The organism is Photobacterium damselae (assembly GCF_003026815.1).
GTDB classification, from domain to species: Bacteria; Pseudomonadota; Gammaproteobacteria; order Enterobacterales; family Vibrionaceae; genus Photobacterium; species Photobacterium damselae.
This window is the reverse complement of the sequence record NZ_PYOG01000014.1, coordinates 26,730-43,774: the sequence shown is the minus strand read 5'-3', so window position 1 is coordinate 43,774 and position 17,045 is coordinate 26,730. Positions and strand designations below refer to the sequence as shown.

Annotated in this window: 21 protein-coding genes and 1 pseudogene; 7 read left to right on the top strand and 15 right to left on the bottom strand. The window is 40.8% G+C overall.

All coding sequences use genetic code 11. From position 1 onward, the window contains the following. The first annotated feature begins 12 nt into the window (after window positions 1-12). The 3 genes from CTN07_RS13245 to hypE are packed head-to-tail and all read left to right on the top strand — an operon-like array spanning window position 13 to window position 2,394. Entirely contained in the window at window positions 13-267 is a 255-nt protein-coding gene (locus tag CTN07_RS13245) for a HypC/HybG/HupF family hydrogenase formation chaperone (protein WP_036765841.1), read from the top strand. Beyond that, on the top strand, window positions 267-1,391 hold the full coding sequence (hypD, locus tag CTN07_RS13240; RefSeq protein WP_005305908.1) for a hydrogenase formation protein HypD: 1,125 nt from the start codon (window positions 267-269) through the stop codon (window positions 1,389-1,391). The genes CTN07_RS13245 and hypD overlap by 1 nt, the downstream gene beginning before the upstream one ends. A gap of 10 nt (window positions 1,392-1,401) precedes the next feature. After that, window positions 1,402-2,394: a hydrogenase expression/formation protein HypE gene (gene hypE / locus CTN07_RS13235; RefSeq protein WP_005305906.1), complete on the top strand. Its 993-nt coding sequence runs from the start codon at window positions 1,402-1,404 to the stop codon at window positions 2,392-2,394. Between the two features lie 82 nt (window positions 2,395-2,476). Here hypE and CTN07_RS13230 read toward each other — a convergent pair whose 3' ends face one another. Beyond that, window positions 2,477-3,511: an alkene reductase gene (locus tag CTN07_RS13230; protein ID WP_005305904.1), complete on the bottom strand. Its 1,035-nt coding sequence runs from the start codon at window positions 3,509-3,511 to the stop codon at window positions 2,477-2,479. 2 nt (window positions 3,512-3,513) lie between these two features. After that, window positions 3,514-4,056, bottom strand: a complete 543-nt coding sequence (locus CTN07_RS13225; protein WP_036766063.1) for a peroxiredoxin-like family protein — start codon at window positions 4,054-4,056, stop codon at window positions 3,514-3,516. 175 nt (window positions 4,057-4,231) lie between these two features. On the opposite strand from CTN07_RS13225, the gene CTN07_RS13220 reads away from it, so the two are divergent. Next, on the top strand, window positions 4,232-5,134 hold the full coding sequence (locus CTN07_RS13220; protein ID WP_005305899.1) for a LysR family transcriptional regulator: 903 nt from the start codon (window positions 4,232-4,234) through the stop codon (window positions 5,132-5,134). A gap of 61 nt (window positions 5,135-5,195) precedes the next feature. On the opposite strand, the gene CTN07_RS13215 is transcribed toward CTN07_RS13220, so the two are convergent. Both CTN07_RS13215 and CTN07_RS13210 read right to left on the bottom strand, forming a co-directional pair. After that, entirely contained in the window at window positions 5,196-6,032 is an 837-nt protein-coding gene (locus CTN07_RS13215; protein ID WP_005305896.1) for an HNH endonuclease, read from the bottom strand. Window positions 6,033-6,216: 184 nt separating this feature from the next. Next, window positions 6,217-7,365, bottom strand: coding sequence for an iron-containing alcohol dehydrogenase (locus CTN07_RS13210; protein WP_005305892.1), 1,149 nt, complete (start codon window positions 7,363-7,365; stop codon window positions 6,217-6,219). 159 nt (window positions 7,366-7,524) lie between these two features. Between CTN07_RS13210 and CTN07_RS13205 the strand changes: the two genes are divergently transcribed. Together CTN07_RS13205 and CTN07_RS13200 are read left to right on the top strand one after the other, a co-directional pair. Further along, window positions 7,525-8,409, top strand: a complete 885-nt coding sequence (locus CTN07_RS13205; RefSeq protein WP_005305889.1) for an AraC family transcriptional regulator — start codon at window positions 7,525-7,527, stop codon at window positions 8,407-8,409. Between the two features lie 11 nt (window positions 8,410-8,420). Further along, window positions 8,421-8,675 carry a hypothetical protein gene (locus CTN07_RS13200; RefSeq protein ID WP_036765840.1) on the top strand — a complete coding sequence of 85 codons (255 nt, stop codon included), beginning with the start codon at window positions 8,421-8,423 and terminating at the stop codon, window positions 8,673-8,675. Between the two features lie 57 nt (window positions 8,676-8,732). Here CTN07_RS13200 and CTN07_RS13195 read toward each other — a convergent pair whose 3' ends face one another. From CTN07_RS13195 to CTN07_RS13160, 8 genes are all read right to left on the bottom strand, one after another. After that, a complete protein-coding gene (locus CTN07_RS13195; RefSeq protein ID WP_036765839.1) occupies window positions 8,733-8,993 on the bottom strand; it encodes a Txe/YoeB family addiction module toxin in 261 nt (86 codons plus the stop codon). Further along, a complete protein-coding gene (locus CTN07_RS13190) occupies window positions 8,983-9,243 on the bottom strand; it encodes a type II toxin-antitoxin system Phd/YefM family antitoxin (RefSeq protein WP_036765838.1) in 261 nt (86 codons plus the stop codon). Before CTN07_RS13190 ends, CTN07_RS13195 begins: the two co-directional genes overlap by 11 nt. Window positions 9,244-9,435: 192 nt before the next feature. Next, window positions 9,436-11,118: an RluA family pseudouridine synthase gene (locus CTN07_RS13185; RefSeq protein WP_005305887.1), complete on the bottom strand. Its 1,683-nt coding sequence runs from the start codon at window positions 11,116-11,118 to the stop codon at window positions 9,436-9,438. Window positions 11,119-11,192: 74 nt separating this feature from the next. Next, entirely contained in the window at window positions 11,193-11,927 is a 735-nt protein-coding gene (locus tag CTN07_RS13180; RefSeq protein ID WP_005305885.1) for a hypothetical protein, read from the bottom strand. 6 nt (window positions 11,928-11,933) lie between these two features. After that, entirely contained in the window at window positions 11,934-12,152 is a 219-nt protein-coding gene (locus tag CTN07_RS13175) for a YgjV family protein (protein WP_050787827.1), read from the bottom strand. A gap of 175 nt (window positions 12,153-12,327) precedes the next feature. Further along, a complete protein-coding gene (locus CTN07_RS13170; protein ID WP_005305882.1) occupies window positions 12,328-12,945 on the bottom strand; it encodes a TPM domain-containing protein in 618 nt (205 codons plus the stop codon). Between the two features lie 2 nt (window positions 12,946-12,947). Beyond that, a complete protein-coding gene (locus CTN07_RS13165; protein WP_005305879.1) occupies window positions 12,948-13,697 on the bottom strand; it encodes a TPM domain-containing protein in 750 nt (249 codons plus the stop codon). Then, window positions 13,698-14,297: a LemA family protein gene (locus CTN07_RS13160; RefSeq protein WP_036765834.1), complete on the bottom strand. Its 600-nt coding sequence runs from the start codon at window positions 14,295-14,297 to the stop codon at window positions 13,698-13,700. Window positions 14,298-14,670: 373 nt separating this feature from the next. Between CTN07_RS13160 and CTN07_RS13155 the strand changes: the two genes are divergently transcribed. Next, the gene (locus CTN07_RS13155; protein WP_036765833.1) at window positions 14,671-15,087 is read left to right on the top strand and encodes a PACE efflux transporter; all 417 of its coding nucleotides are present in this window, start codon (window positions 14,671-14,673) and stop codon (window positions 15,085-15,087) included. Between the two features lie 50 nt (window positions 15,088-15,137). On the opposite strand, the gene CTN07_RS23245 is transcribed toward CTN07_RS13155, so the two are convergent. The 3 genes and pseudogenes from CTN07_RS23245 to CTN07_RS13140 form a co-directional block, all read right to left on the bottom strand. Then, window positions 15,138-15,458: an oxidoreductase gene (locus CTN07_RS23245; RefSeq protein WP_036765832.1), complete on the bottom strand. Its 321-nt coding sequence runs from the start codon at window positions 15,456-15,458 to the stop codon at window positions 15,138-15,140. Between the two features lie 10 nt (window positions 15,459-15,468). Further along, a pseudogene (locus CTN07_RS13145) lies at window positions 15,469-15,711 on the bottom strand (glutaredoxin); the annotation flags it as partial. 65 nt (window positions 15,712-15,776) lie between these two features. After that, window positions 15,777-16,964, bottom strand: a complete 1,188-nt coding sequence (locus CTN07_RS13140; protein WP_005305867.1) for an MFS transporter — start codon at window positions 16,962-16,964, stop codon at window positions 15,777-15,779. Window positions 16,965-17,045 lie beyond the last annotated feature (81 nt).

The window sequence follows — 17,045 nt, the reverse complement described above, 5'->3', positions numbered from 1 at the left end:
TTGGAAAGCAATATGTGTTTATGTATTCCGTCTAGTGTCATTGAATTATATCCAGATGAAACTGCTGCTTTAGTTGAAACCATGGGGGTTCAGCGCAAAGTTAGCACCCATTTAATTGCAGAGCCGATTGAACTTGGCGATCATCTGTTAGTTCATGTGGGTTTTGCGATCAGTAAGATTAACGCAAAAGAAGCGCAAGAAAGCCTTGAGATGTACAAACTGATTTTGGCTGATATGGAGCGCCAAGAGTTAGAAGGTTTGGTGTAATGGCAGTATCAACTCAGTTATATCAAGGATTTCGTCAGCCCGATTTGGTCAAAGCGTTGGCTGAAAAAATCGCGCAACGAGCTCAGCTACTCACCAAGCCACTTTATATGATGGAAGTATGTGGTGGTCACACTCATACCATCATGAAGTTTGGTCTAAAGCAGTTATTACCTGATAACTTGCATTTTGTTCATGGTCCAGGTTGTCCAGTCTGTGTTATGCCAAAAGAGCGTATTGATCAGGCCATTGAACTGGCTCAGCAGCCCGATGTTATTCTCGTAACTCTAGGCGATATGATTCGAGTACCGGGGTCAAAAAGTTCACTAGCTCAGTGTCGTGCTCAAGGTGGTTTAGTCGAGCCTATCTATGATCCGATGGATACACTCAAAATTGCTAAAGAAAACCCTGACAAAAAAGTGGTTTTCTTTGCTATCGGTTTTGAGACAACGACACCAATGACCGCCGTGTTGGTCGAAATGGCAGAAGCTCAACAGATCAATAATCTCTATTTTCACATTAATCATGTATTGGTTACTCCAGCTATGGAAGTGATTTTAGCTGATGGTCAGTCTCCGATTAATGCTTTTATTGGTCCTTCTCATGTGAGCGCGGTAACGGGATCTAAAATTTATCAATCGGTCGTAGATAAGCACCATATTCCGTTAGTGGTTGCGGGGTTTGAACCTGCCGATGTATTAGAATCTGTACTGATGTTGGTTGAGCAGGGCATCAAAGAACAAGCGTTACTTGATGTGCAATATAAGCGTGTTGTTACTCAGGCTGGAAATACCGCAGCACAAAGTTTGGTTGAACGTGTGTTTGATGTACGAGATGAATTCAATTGGCGTGGTTTAGGTCCAATTCCTCACTCTGCTCTTCAACTTAAGCCGTGTTATCAACATCGAGATGCTGAAATTATTTTCGACGACTGCTTCTCTCATATTGATACACCAGATCATAAAGTGTGTCGCTGTGGCGATATTTTAAAAGGCCTTGCAACACCACCTGATTGTAAAGTCTTTGGTAAAACATGTAACCCCAATCGTCCAATGGGAAGCTGTATGGTGAGCTCTGAAGGCGCTTGTAATGCTTATTACCGTTATGCTGGTACGGAAGATTTATAGGAATTAATTCATGAAACAGGTTCAATTAAGTCATGGTGGTGGCGGTGTCGAAATGAATAAACTGATCAATCAGTTGTTCTTTCGTTATTTGGGTAATGAGATTTTGCTGCGCAATGAAGATGCCGCTGTTTTAGAATGCTCTGGTCCTATCGCGATGACTACCGACAGTTTCACCGTATCGCCTCTGTTTTTTGAAGGCGGTAATATCGGTAAACTAGCCATTGCTGGCACCGTAAACGATTTGGCTATGATGGGCGCTGAGCCTCAATATCTCACTTCAAGCTTTATTATTGAAGAGGGCTTCTCGCTTGATGACTTAGAAGTGATTGTTAAGAGCATGGCTGATGAACTGAAGGTATCTGGGGCAAAAATCGTTTGTGGTGATACCAAAGTCGTGCCTAAAGGATCGGCCGATGGTGTTTATATTAATACAACAGGAGTTGGTCATATCCGTCAACGAGGAATTTCATCTCATAATGTAGCTGAGGGGGATACGCTATTAGTGTCTCGTGATGTTGGTTGTCATGGTGCGTGTGTTTTAACGGCACGAGAGTCACTAAAGCTGGCATCTCCGATTGCAAGTGATTGTGCGACTCTATGGCCAACCGTAAAAGCATTGCTTGATCAAGGTATCAAGATTCATAGCCTTCGAGATGCAACCCGAGGGGGTATTGCCGCAGTATTTAACGAATGGTGCCAAACATCAGAAGTGCAAATTACGCTAGATGAGCAGCAAATTCCTGTTAATGATAGTGTGCGTGGCATTTGCGAATTATTTGGTTTCGAACCTTATGATTTAGCCAATGAAGGAACATTTATTTTAGCGGTTCCTCATCAAGATGCTGAGCGCGCTTTGGATGTTCTACAGCAGTTTAATCCGCAAGCGGCGATTGTGGGTACGGCTTGTCGATCGGAGCAACATCGAGTGGTATTAAACAGCCCTTGGGGAAGCCGTCGTTATTTAGATTTCCCAGCAGGTGAGCTTTTACCTCGTATCTGCTAGTTAAGTTATTAGCAATCAAGAAAAACAGCCTCTTAACTAAGCGATTATCATCTGTTAAGAGGCTGTTTTTTATCGATGGGTTTTACTCTAATGTATTGAGCATTTCGGCATTATATTCAGTGATTGGCTGATGGTTTTTCAGCTTCGCGACATAATCTGGATTGGCAATTAGGGGACGACCTATTGCAACCAGATCTGCGTCTTTTTGTTCTAGTACTTGTTCTGCAATGTCTGGAGTATAACTGCCATTGCCAACCACTTTGCCTTGATAGTGACGACGCATATATTGTGTAACCGTTCCATCAATATAGTCGTATTTCACATCATCAAACGCCCCATTGTGCAGATAAACCAGATCGTAGTCGTTCAGTTTCTTTAGAACATAATCTGAAACTTCTCGATCTTTTTCATTCAGAGCCATATGAAGATAACCAACAGGAGATAGACGCAATCCAACGTGATCTATTTCCTTTTGCACCGCTTCAATCACTCTAAAAAGAAAACGTCCCATATTTTCAGGAGTCCCGCCCCATTGATCGGTTCGCTGGTTTGTCTCCCAATGTAAAAATTGATCGATTAGATAACCATTAGCGCCATGAATTTCTACACCATCAAAGCCTGCAAGTTTTGCATTGGCAGCAGCTTGCGCAAATTCTTGAATAACGCGTTCGATCTCCATATCCGTCATGGCACGAGGTTCTTCATACTGCAAACCATCAGTACGAGGAACACGACCTTCAAATGAAACCGCCGATGGTGCTATTGGCTTTTCACCATTTAGGTAGATAGAGTGAGCGATACGCCCACAGTGCCATAATTGGACGAAGATCTTACCACCTTGTTGATGCACACGATCTGTTACTTCCTGCCAATGTTGTATTTGTGATTCGTTATAAAGTCCCGGTGTATTTGGGTAGCCTTGTCCTAATGGTGAAACAATGGTTGCCTCAGTGACGATTAACCCTGTTTCTGCGCGCTTAGCGTAATATTCAGCCATAGCTATTGTTGGATTGAGATCATCATCGGCCATAGAACGCGTCATAGGTGCCATAACAATGCGGTTTTTTAGCGTTAAATTCGGTGCTAGTTCAATGGGCGTTAGCATTTGTAAGCTCATGATTATGCCTCGCCTTGATACATACCACGAATTGGGTAATGGTTGTTCGGATCACGAATAAAGCCGATACCAGAGAGTAAAACTTCAAGCTCTGGGCGAACGAATGGGCCATTTGAGATATCAACGATTTGCAATTGACCTTTATCATTGATTACAAAGAGTCCCGGTTCTGCAAATAGATGATCGGTCTCTTTTTCTGAACGAGGCTCAGAGATATAAAGTCCAAGCTGTTCCATTTGCGATACCGTTAGACCGTAAGCAATAGGGAAGGTCACATTAAGTTGTTCTTTATGAGTGAGTGCCTGCTCTTTGCTGTCAGCTGATACAGCAATAATATCAACACCGACTTTGCTAAATTGGTCTTTTAGTGTTTCTAACTGATTAAGATAGCGAGTACATAAAGGGCAATGCTTGCCGCGATATACGACAACCATTTTCCAATCATGATTGCCTTGAGGTTGGCTAAGTTCTACATGTTGGCCGTCTAATGTTGTCACTGTCATGGTTGGAAATTGAGCGCCAGCGGTAAGTTTGTGTGTAGTCATCATTATTATTCCTTAAGTATTTGGCTTGAAAGAATCATAGTGTAAAACCATAAGTTCTAGAACTAAGGTAAAATGACTACCAGCTATAACTTTTTGGAATGGCTCTGATATTATGGATACTACATCGAGTTGATGACAGCTCATTAACCCTGTTTATATAAAGAGAGAGTGGGACATGGACAAATTAGGGGCAATGCGAGCGTTTGTCCGTGTGGTGCAAACAGGAAGTTTTTCAGCAACGGGGCGAGAGTTAAATACTTCTCAAACAGCAATCAGCAAAAAAGTGGCTGCTCTTGAAAAAGAGATCGGAGTAAAGTTGCTGACTCGTAATAGTCGCGAACTGGCGCTTACTCCATCGGGTACAGAGTACTTTAATAAGTGTGTGGCGATTCTCGGTGAAATAGACGAAGCTGAGGCTAGCGCAAGAGAAGATGTTGCTGTACCGAAAGGGGTGCTAAGGATCTCTGCGCCGATCGCATTTAGCCGCTTAGTTTTAGCTTCGTTATTATCGGAGTTTAATTCTTTATATCCTGAGATCTCAATTGACTTACTTGCCAGTGATCAACATGTTGATTTGATAAGTTCGGGTGTGGATGTGGCGATTCGAGCCCGTAATCTCGAAGATTCTACCCTGATTGCTCGTCATCTGTTTGATAATGTTCTGATGCTTTTTGCATCTCCCGATTACCTTGCTAAAAACGGAACGCCAAATAAGCCTGAAGATCTGCTAGACCATAATTGTTTAGTCTATTCGCGTCTACATTCGGTGAATACATGGTCTTTCAGCTGTAAACAACAAGAGCATTTAATCTCTGTCCATGGTTCATTCCGTTGTGATAATGGTGATGTGTTACTGGATGCTGCACTTGCTGGACTCGGTATTACTCATCTACCTAAATGGATGGTAAGCCGTTATGTTGAATCGGGGGAGTTAATACCATTGCTGGTGGATTATGAAGGTCAAAAACTGCCATTTAATGCGGTATATCTACAAAACCGATATGTACCATTGAAAGTCCGCTGCTTTGTCGATTTTTTAAAGCAGAAGATAGATGGATGTGGGGAGTTTTTTGGTTAGGGTTTTGTATTATTTTGAAGTAATCAGCTCAATATAGATGAGTATTGAGCTGATTGAATATTTAACCGAAATGCAGTTTTCGATGGCAATTTGGACATAAGCTTTGAACATTATCTAAACTATCTTCACCACCTTTAGATAGTGGAATTAAATGATGCACTTCTAGATATGGTTCACCATTTGATTTTTTATTAAATGGAGCCTGACATCCACATGCTTCACAAATACCTGCTGCTCTAATTAAAGCTTCTGCAACAATATCAGGGTTTCGTTGATAGTCTTTTACAACACGAGAAATTAGTTGAGGTTTTTTATTTGCTTTTTCGATTCGCTGTCGGCGTTTTTTAGGATTATCTTGTAAAGACTTAATAACTGATTGCTCAAAATTAGTAAAATAATCAGCTTGTTCATAATCAATTTTATTTATATCTGCATTATGGATGAATGTATCGTTAGTAACGAATTCAATGTATGTTTTTCGTTTTTCTTCATTAAAATCTTTAATTAGACCAATATGTACATTACGTAATTTCTTCTTGGTTTTAGTAATTACGAATAATGGTATCTGTGCTGTGTAGCAATTTCTTAACGCCTGAATTTCATTATTATCATGTGATCCTCGACGATTAGTTGCTGGAAAATCGTATAAAATACCACAGTCCGAAAAATCATCTGCATAGTCTTTACCTGTATGTAAGATACTAACAGCAATACCGAACTCGTTGTTTATAATCTTTTTAGTTACAGTTGAATGAACCCAAATACCAGCAGCTCCACCATATAGCTGTAATTCTCTTAACTTGTTTGGTGTGACATTAGTTGCGATATCACCATAACTAATTTTCTGAAATAGATTTTTTCTACGCAGTATTTCTTTTTGGATTAATTCAGTATTCATGTGTAATATTATACATCTTCACGATAAGTGTCTGATATATTAGATGCCTGAATTAAATGCAAGTAGTTTTAGTGCTCAGTGTTTATTATTTGTGACTAGATAAGCATACCGAGTTGGTTGTGAACAAAAAAACGGCAGATCCTAGATCTGCCGTTTACTATTGCGCTGGGCGAAAACCTACCCTTTAAGCAATTGCATTTTCTAAAATTTCACGACTACGCTCTAGAGTGATGGATTGGTTTTCACTTAGAGCTGTCATTCCATGCTTACCTAGTTGGTCGATAACAGCACTAACTGCCGACTCTTTATCACCTGTGTACTCAGTTAATTGAGTTGCAACACCTAACTGATGGTAGAAGGCTTCAATTGCATCGATTGTGCGCTCTGCAAGATCGGAGGTTGCTTCAAGACCAAATACATTTCGACCCATTTGCTCTAGCTTAGCGCGCTTATATTCAATCTGATTGCGAAGCAGCGATGGTTGAACAATAGCAAGAGATCGAGCGTGATCAACATGCCATAACGCAGTCAATTCATGGCCGATCATATGGGTTGACCAGTCTTGCGGAACACCACTACCAATTAGACCATTTAGCGCTTGGTTTGCTGTCCACATTAGGTTTGCACGCCATTCATCGTTATCACGTTCTGCATAGTGATCGCCTAATGTTTTCAGGTTACGAAGAAGCACTTCTGCATAGCCGTCTTGTACCATAGCGTGTGTTGGCTTAGTTAGGTATTGCTCACAAGTATGAACCCAAGCATCCACGATACCGTTAATAAGCTGGCGCTCTGGCAGTGTTTTCATTACATCTGGGTCCATTACTGCAAACTTTGGCTGAACCGCTGGGTGTAAGAAGGCCAGCTTATCTTGTGTTTCTGCTTTAGTAATTACCGCACCCATATTAGATTCAGAACCCGTTGCAGGTAGTGTTAGGATCGCGCCAATTGGGGTTGCTGATTCAATGGTATGCTTACCAATTAAAATATCCCAGCCATCACCATCGTATTTCGCTGCAGCTGCAACATACTTAGAGCCATCAATAACGGATCCGCCACCAACAGCAAGGATGTAATCCACACCTTGTTCTTTCACAATAGCAACGGCTTTATCTAGTGTTTCTTTGGTTGGGTTTGGTTCAACACCAGAAAACTCAAGCCATGTGTGATTTTCGAGCGCTTTAACAACTTGATCATAAACGCCATTTTTCTTAATAGAACCGCCACCATAAATCACTAAAACTTTGCTTGTTGTTGGAATATCGTTAGTGATTGCTGCGATTTGACCTTGACCAAAATGAATTAGAGTAGGGTTTACATAAGTAAATTGCATATCGACCTCTTGCTTCCTTAGATGGATGATTTTCGTTGTGATAGATGCATAATAGTCTTGAAAGCTGGTATAGAATAGGCAGATTTCTGTTTATTTATTGCCTATTTCTCTTAATTGGTGCATTTTGATAAGCAGTAAACAAAAGTAAGGGGATGGAATATGCAATTAAAACGCTCGATGGAGTTGTATGTTGAGAAGCAGCAACTAAATCATTTAGAAGGCATCTACCAAACTGCGATTCCAGAAGTTTATTTTTATCGCAGCAGTAAAGGTAACCAGCGTCAGCCTTTTACCTACCAGTCAGGGCTGATTATTTTAGGCCAAGGACATAAGAATATTCATATTGGTGATGAAGCAGTTCATTATGGCGAAGGTGATTACTTAGTTGTTGGAATGCCAATGCCTTTGGAGTGTGAAGCGTTTCCTGATAATGAGCAGTCACTGTTGGGTATTTCGGTAAATATTCCACCTCAACTTTTACACCGTCTTGTACAGCAGTTGGAAGCTAAAGGGTTTCGTCCACAAAAAGAGAATCCAGTAACTTGTGGCTGCTTACAATCTGTTGCTATGGATAGTGCAATGCATGATTGCTGTATTCGATTAATGAATGCGCTATGTAATGAGGTGGAAACTGATATTTTAGGAAATGCCTTAGTTGAAGAGTTAGCATACCGAGCCCTGATTGGTCGAGAAGGGCATTTGTTGTTTGAGTTAGCCCACAGTGAAGGCCATTACGCTCGTATTGCTAAAGCATTAAATAAAGTACATCTCTCTTTTGATGAGCCTCTTACCGTTCAACAATTAGCCGAAGAGGCAAGTATGAGTGTTTCTGCTTTTCATACGGCTTTTCGAAATGTGACGTTAGAATCACCGTTACAGTACATCAAAAAGGTTCGACTAAACAAAGCGAAAGAGCTTATTCATATTGAAGGAAAACGAGTAAATGAAGCGGCGAGAATGGTGGGTTATACCAGTCCATCGCAATTTAGTCGTGAGTATAAACGTCATTTTAATGAAACACCGAAAGGTACAGTATTCGCTTAAGGAAATGAATCATGTTGTGGTTTTTAATGGTGACTTTACCACTGGTTTTGTTGGTAATTCATAAACTGTTTACTTTGGCTGATTGGTATCACGATGTTCGCAAACTTTGGATTATTCCAGGCTTAATTGGCGGATATTGCTTATTTTCGTTGCACTCTGTTTTTGATAGAGATGCGCTACCTACGTTGATATTAACCATTTACTATTTGGTTTTAATGTTTTTTGCTGTCAAGTTTACTTTATCAGAGATACGCCAGCTAAAATGATTTGAAACGAAATTAGATGCGAAGAATATAGATACTCTGATTAAGAAGGCTTATAACTTACTTTTGGTAGTGAAACCGAACAGCAACAATGACTAAAGTATCTTGAGTGGCTTTATAGACTAATCTATGTGTATCATCAATGCGTCGCGACCAATAGCCTGATAAGTTATCTTTCAATGGTTCAGGCTTTCCAATTCCTTCGAACGGCGTTCTAACACAATTCTCAATCAGTTTATTGATTCGTTTTAAAGTCTTCTTATCTTGAGATTGCCAGTATAAGTAATCATCCCAAGCGTTAGGCGTGAAATTAATCATCATGGCTTAGTAGCTCATGTGTCTGTACATTACCACATTCAGCTTGTTTTATTGATTCAAGTAAGTTTGCAGCATTCACAGGATTAGACATGAGATACATCGTTTCCTTCCAGCTATTAAACTCAGATTCAGACATAAGCACGACATTATCTGCATCACGTCGATGGATAACTACTGCATCGCAATCATCAACGACTTGATCGCATACTTTTTTAAAATTGCCTCGAACTTCAGAAAAACTCAAAACGGTCATAATTAATCCCCTTCTCATTGTTGTACTTAAAATAGTACAAGTTCTAAAAGTATAGAACAAGTGCTATTTGTTGTACTTGTTATAATGGCCGAGATTTCAGGTGAATTATTTAGAACAACACCCTTAATGACACGAAAGTAAAAGTCATTAAGGGTGCAGTTAGAAGCTACAAAACTATCCGTTGTCCGCTATTTAAAACTCAGCATCAACTTGGAATTCCATTGGTTCATGAGTAATAGGGTGTTCAAGTGATAAGTACTCGGCATGGAGATGGAGTCGATTTGATTTTTGGCCGTAGAGATCGTCACCAATAATTGGCATGTTCATTCCCATTGGGTGTGCTGAGTGAACTCGTAATTGATGGGTACGACCTGTTTTTGGGTAGTAATAGACTTTGGTTTTACCATCTTTTCGGCTGATCACCTGCCATTTAGTTTCAGCGGGTTTTCCGTGTTCAAAGCACACTAACTGACGAGGGCGATCGTTAATGTCGCCTCGCATAGGTAACGAGATAATACCTTCGTCACTATCTGCAAGGCCATCTAATAAAGCGACATAACGTTTTTCAACCGTGCGAGTAATAAATTGTTTCTGAAGATTTTTATGAGCCCGTTTGGTTAAAGCTATAACCAACAGGCCTGATGTCGACATATCAAGTCGATGCACAATCAATGGACTATCAGCATCAGGAAACATTGCCTGCATACGGGTGTAAACCGAATCTGAGATGGTCTTTCCTGGAACAGATAAAAACTCAGCTGGTTTATTAACAATAACCATGGCCTCATCTTGATAGATAATCTCAAGCTCTTTGCCTTCTGCTGGGTTTTTCAGCAATAAATTTTCTTCTAATTCAATGCCTTTTAGCATATGCCCAAGAATTGGCTCGCACTTACTTTTACACGCTTCATAAAAGTATTTGTGTTTACGAATTTCAGATTTTGGTGACGCTCCCCACCAAAACTCTGCCATAGCAATAGGCGTCATACCATGCTTAAACGCATAATGAAGTAGTTTAGGTGCCGCGCATTCACCAGAACCTGCTGGTGGTGTTTGATTTGGCGTTTGGGCAAAGATATCAATGAGATCTTTTTCTTCACCGTATTGATTTAAGAAACGATATTGTGCAAACAGTTTTGCTTGCAAGGTTGAAGAAAGATGACGACGTTTTTCTTTTAATTCATTAATTTCATTATCAAATACATCAACTTGATTTGCTAATACTTGCAATTTCTCATCCCAAGTTGACTTAAGAAAACGTTGTTCGTGTTTCTGTTTTGCACTCTCTTTAGCCAAACGAATAGCGGTTTCTTCAATCAATTGGCTGTCATTGGTTGCTTCTGCGGCTTTTCGTTGTTCTTTGCGATCTTTGCGACTATCAATAATCTGTAAACGGCACTGTTCAATTTCATCTGCGGCTTGAGCCTGACTTTGAGCAAAGGTATCGCGTAATGCTAGCAATTCTGCATTAGTTTCAAGTTGGCGAATTTCTGCGGTAACATCATTAATCACTTTTTGTTCGGCTTGAAAAAAACCATCATCCGTTAGCATATCAAACACAGGCGGGACAAAGTGAGGCAGTAAATTTTGATCTGCAATTTTGCCTGAAAATGCCGATAAATAACCGATTTCACCGTCAGCATTTTTGACTAAAAGCACCCCAAACATCTTGCCAATTGCCGTATCTAAATCGCCATTAAGACCAAAATTATGTTGCCATTGTGTCTGCGTTTCTAAATGCAACTGAAGCTCTTGTGCTGCAAGCTCACATAAAGGGTGAGGGGTGTAGTAAAACGGAAACGTAAAACGCTCAGGTAAAGTATATTGATCAATAGAAGATTGAAAACGAGTAAAACAAGATTGAGGAGAGTGCATCATCTAAACTAACTAAGGCCGAGTTCACAAGGAGGCGCGATTCTAGCACTCTCCCCGGGGAAATACGAGGTAGACTAGGCAAAAGGTATCTGCTTAACAAATTGTGCCATTTGCTGCCAGTCTTGACTCACTCTATCTACTTTTCCTTTATTTCGGCAGGCTCGCCCAAGTCCACCTGGATGAGATTGTGCACAGATCCAAACCTTCACCTTACTAGAAAAAGAGAGCAAAAAAGGTTGTTCTATAGCTTGGTTTAGATTTTTAACTGGCTTTAAGGATGCATCTTTTAATCGGTTTTGTTCTTTAGCAGCACGTAACAGTGCATTATAGGTAGCGACACCAAAACAAACTGCAACTTTTGGCGCAATAATTTCAATTTCTTCTAGAGTAAACTGCTCTGCTGCTTGAATCAGTTCACCAATGGTAATGTTACCTGCCATTGCTCCGGGCTTAACAAAAGGAAATAGATTTGTACCATAGGTTTGAGCGACAGAGAGTTGAAAATAACGCTGCAAATATTGCTCTAAATTACGAGTAGTCGGAAAACTTGGCTCAATTCCATAATGTATTAAATTACGATTAAGGGGTTGTGATAAAAAATCATCAGAACACCAATCTTGCAAGATTAACATCACTGATGCATTTAGGTTTCCTGCATATTTACTATAAGGTGAGACATAATCGCAATCATAAGCGCCATGATGATAATCGGTAATGCTATTAAATCCGTTTGGTGTTAAGCAACGTCGTTTTTGCGCCAAACGGATAAGTTGTTGATGCTTTTTCTGCAGCGAATTATCTCCCTTCATAATATTTTACTGTTCCTGTTTATTTAAAGTGTAGATACGGTATAAATTAATACCAACACAGATAAAGTTCATTGCAAAGACAGGCCAAGCTTGAATAATCAAACCATAAACAGCATATAGGCTGCATCCTGCAAGGTTTACATAGCGCAGTGTTTTGATATTTTTCATGATCAACGAAAGAATAATCAAGGCAGAAGCAACATAGCCAAGAAGGGAAATTTCCATACTTATTATCTCTAAAGTTAAATGATGAAATAAGTATAAAAAATACCTGTTATGTATGAGAAGAGGCTTTAAACCTTAAACAGTTTTGCACTACATGCAAAAGCTGGTGAGATATAAAAAAAGCACCGAAGATTATCCGGTGCTTTATGACATGCATCATGAAATTCTGTGAATACTAGTCGATCACAACTAATGCATTAGGAAGTTCATTTTTTTGCTGTGTTAATGGGAAATGTTGTGCCAGTACTTCACCACTTGCCGTTAAACATTGGATATACCCTTGATAAGTATTTCCTTGTTTTACATTTTGAGTGAAATCCTGAACCAATTTCTGCCATACCTGATTATCTATTTGCTGGCTGATACCGTAGTCAGTTATGATCTCAACATAATGATCGGCTTCACTTACAAAAATCATCATTCCTAAATGTTGCTGAGTCTTATGTATACCATTAAGCAAAAATTGCTGGTGGGCTAATAAACTTGCTCGGCGATATTTCACTGATTTTGGAATCATTCGATATTTAATTGTTGGTACTCGAAACAGTAAAGTAAGAGCAACAAACACCGCCAGTTGTGCCATCAATAAATCGGTTATATCAAGCCACAAGGGTGACAGATACAACAGAGCTGGAGTAAATAGGGCAATAATGGCAGCCCATAGTGTAGGTACAAAATAGTAATCATCAGATGCTGTGGCAATGACTGCCATTAATTCTGCGTCTGTTTGTTGCTCAATATTGCCAATCGTCTGGCTAATTTGTTGCAACTCTTGTTCTGAAAACATCTTCATTCTTACCAACCTCCCGAAGCGCCACCAAAGCCGCCACCGCCACCACTAAATCCACCGCCAGATGAGCCACCAAAGCCACCTGAATGGTTTGAACCATGGCGATGAATGCCGCCCGAACCAAAAGAACCCGTAGTGAAACCATCGCGACCACTGCGGTAATATTTCCCACCATTCTTACGGCGGCGGGTATAAGCGATGATCTGAATGACAACAACAAATAGAACAAACAGATAAAAATCGTACGGTGGCTGATCTTCTTCTACAATCGGCTTATATTCACCGTGAATGGCTGCAATAATCGCTTTGGTACCGTTACTGATCCCTTGATAGAAACGCCCAGCCTTAAATTGCGGTTTGATTTCGTGATTGATAATACTGTACGCAGTTGCATCGGGCAGTACTCCCTCTAACCCATAGCCAACCTCAATTCGCATCTTCTTATCGTTATAAGCAATAATTAAGAGTACGCCATTATTATGCTCTTTCTGCCCAATGCCCCATTTGCGTCCAAGTTGATAACCGTAATCAGCAATAGGAATACCTCCTGTGCTTGGAACCGTCACAATAACAACCTGATTTGATGAGCTCTTTTCTTCCTCTGCCAGCAAGGTGTTTAAAGCCTGTCGCTGAGGCTGAGTTAAGATGTGCGCATCATCAACCACTCTTCCTGTTAAAGCTGGAAATGACGGTTGAGCAAAACACAGTTGACTTGCAAATAAGAGAAATCCGCAGATCAATAGGTTTTTTCTCATTTAAAATTCTACCTTTGGTGCAACATCAGCATTCGGTGTTGTTGCTGTAAATGTTGGCTTCACTTCAAGGTCGCTGTACATTAGCGAGTGCCATAAACGACCAGGGAAAGTGCGGATCTCTGTATTAAAAGCTTTAACACTTTCAATGTAATCACGACGAGCAATAGCAATACGGTTTTCAGTACCTTCTAGTTGGGCTTGCAGCGTTTGGAACTGTTCGTTTGCTTTTAAATCTGGGTATCGTTCAGAAACCATCATCAAACGAGAAAGCGCTGAACTTAATTGGCTTTGAGCTTGTTCGAACTGTTTAAATGCTTGTGGGTTGTTTAGTGTTTCTGGCGTGATTTGAATCGATGAAACTTTAGCTCGCGCTTCAGTCACTACGGTTAACGTCTCTTTTTCATGAGAGGCATAGCCTTTCACTGTTGCAACAAGGTTGGGGATAAGATCAGCACGACGTTGATAGTTGTTTTCCACCTGAGCCCAATTGGCCTTTACTTGCTCATCAAGTGTTGGAATCGTATTAATGCCGCAACCTGTTAATTGAAACACAAGGGCTAATACAATGAACCACTTGTATGATTTTAAATAATTAGTCATAACAGTCCTTATAAAAGTGCTTTTTTTGATATAATTCTCGACTGCATATCCTAGCATAAAACAGTCAAAAACTTGTCATGGTGATGAGTTTGTGAGTCAACGACCTAAATTATAGTAGATGGTAAGGTTAAGATTTCTAAATAAAATTCCATGTATGTTTAAAAGGAATCTTAAAAGCGTTAAAATACGTCATTCATTTTAAAATGCACTTTATTTAGATTTATGCAAAAATAACGAATAAATCTTTATTTACCAGAAGCAAGATATTAGTTTTCCATATTGTGATCTCGCTAATACGCGATATGCTATTAGGCACTTAATTTGATCACAATTTTGTGAGTGATATAACTAATTAATAGAACGATAATGATATATGAGAACAAGAGCACAACGTATTGGCCATGCTATTGGCTTTGAAGTAATTGGGTTAATTTTAATTGTAGGTGTATTGAGCCAGTTTGGTTTTGATCAGAGCCACAGTGGAATGATGGCCATTGTTGTTACGATTGTAGCAACGTTTTGGAACTACGCTTACAACGTCCTTTTTGATAACTACTTGAAGCGAAAATACGGTTCAATTCATAAAACACAGAAAATGCGCTTGGTTCATACTGTGTTATTTGAAGCGGGCCTATTGGTTGTCACGACCCCAATTGTTGCAGTAATGATGGATCTGAATTTATGGGATGCCTTTTTACTCGATATGGGTATGGCTCTGTTCTATCTTGTTTACGCTTACATTTATAACTGGATTTTCGACAAACTGTTTCCACCTCAAGTTGCGATCTAAGTTTATCGATTGTTATAGATACAAAACGGGGAGCTCAATGCTCCCCGTTTTTATTTTGAGCACATAGAATAATCCGTATAGCCGTATTCATTGCCACCAAATAGTGTGAAGCCATCCAGTTCAGCCTGAGGCTGTTGGTGCTGTAAGCGCGCCACCAAATCTGGGTTAGAAACAAACGGGCGTCCAAACGCCACTAAATCCGCATAGCCTTTCTCAAGTACCTCGTCAGCACGCTGCTTGTAGTAAGTCGCCATCATTTGGTTTGGAATGTTTCCCAGTTGACTGGTGCGCGCTCGGGTCATTGGAGCCATGGCTACGCGGTTTTGTAGATCCAGTTGTTTCAGCTGTGTTGGTTCAAATAGTTTGCTCATGATCGATTCCTTACTTAAGTAGTGGTACTTGGGTTTTGTTGCTTACAGATTCCATCCAATCTTTCACGGCGTTATCCCATTGGATTTCTGTGGCGCTGAAGAACCCGCGCAAAATAGAAAATAGGATTGCTTCGTCTACCAAAGTCACATGCTCATAAGAGTCGAGATTCAACACGCTTTTCGCGCGTTCGATGAGTACTTCGACCTCTTTGGCAATGTTTGGTGTGTCTTGTAAAAGTGCATCAAAATTGAGTATTCGTATTGGGTAGCCCCGCTTGATCGAGAAGCGTTAAGTCAGGGCTACCTGTAGGGATGACATTAGTTATTGAAGCTCGGAGCTAACTCCACCTGTTTGCTTTCTTTGCGGTTTGCCTTGGCGATGAATAGCAAACCAATCAGTGGAACAATGATGGCTGCGTAAGGGATCATGCCTGCGCCCATTTGGCTATCGAGCACCATGCCGCCTAAGAAACCACCAAAGGCATTGGCTAAGTTGAAGGCTGAGATGTTTGCCGTCGCTGCTAATTCCTGACCTTCACCACCGTGTTTCATTACTCGAAGCTGCATTGCTGGCACGTTAGCGAATGATGCAATACCAAATACAAAGGCGGTGGCAATGAACAGCACTTTGCTGTCGACAGTTAGGCCGACCAGTACCAGTGACACAATCATCGCGCTAGCCCAGAACATGGACGCTTTTTGTAGGTTTTTATCTGATGAACGACCACCCATGGTGTTGCCAACAATCAGACCGACGCCAACGATAACTAGAATCCAAGTAACGGCACTTTCACCAAAGCCAGTGATGTGCATGGCGATAGGGGCGATGTAGCCATACAAAGTCATAAACCCCGACCAAGCAAATACGGTGATCGCAAGGCTGATAAGTAACATTGGGTTTTTGAATGCAGCCAATTGCGCTTTGACATCTTTTGCTTCGCCATGACCAGTCGATTTGATCACTGAAGTGATGGAGAACAGAGCCACTAAACCAAAAGCGGCAACGGTTAAGAAAGTGGTGTGCCAGCCGAATTGCAAGCCAATCCAAGTACCGCCAGGCACACCTAAAACGTTAGCCAGTGTTAGGCCTGCGAACATCTGTCCGACCGCACGACCTGCCATTTTTTCTGAAACCAAATTAGTCGCTACCACGGCTCCGATGCCGTAGAAAGGACCTTGAACCAAGCCAGTTACCACTCGGCTGACCATCAATACAAAGTAGTTTGGTGCGAAAGCGGACAATACGTTGCCGAGAATAAACAACACCATTAGCCCAGCCAGTACGGCTTTCTTGTTAAAGCGTGCTAAGTAAATCGTAAGTAGTGGACCGCCAAACACAATGGCAAGTGCGTAGGCGCTGATTAGGTAGCCTGCTTGCCCTTCCGTGATGGACAATGAGTTGGCGACTTGAGGAAGGATTCCTGCAATAACAAATTCTGCGGTACCGATAGCAAAAGCTGCAAGCGTTAAGATCCATACCTGCAGCGGCATTTTTTCTTTATTCATGGGGGAGTCTCTTTTTTTAATTAGTTTGAACCCATTGGTGCCATGCTTTTTTCTTGCTCTGTCACCTTGTTTTTATTTGCG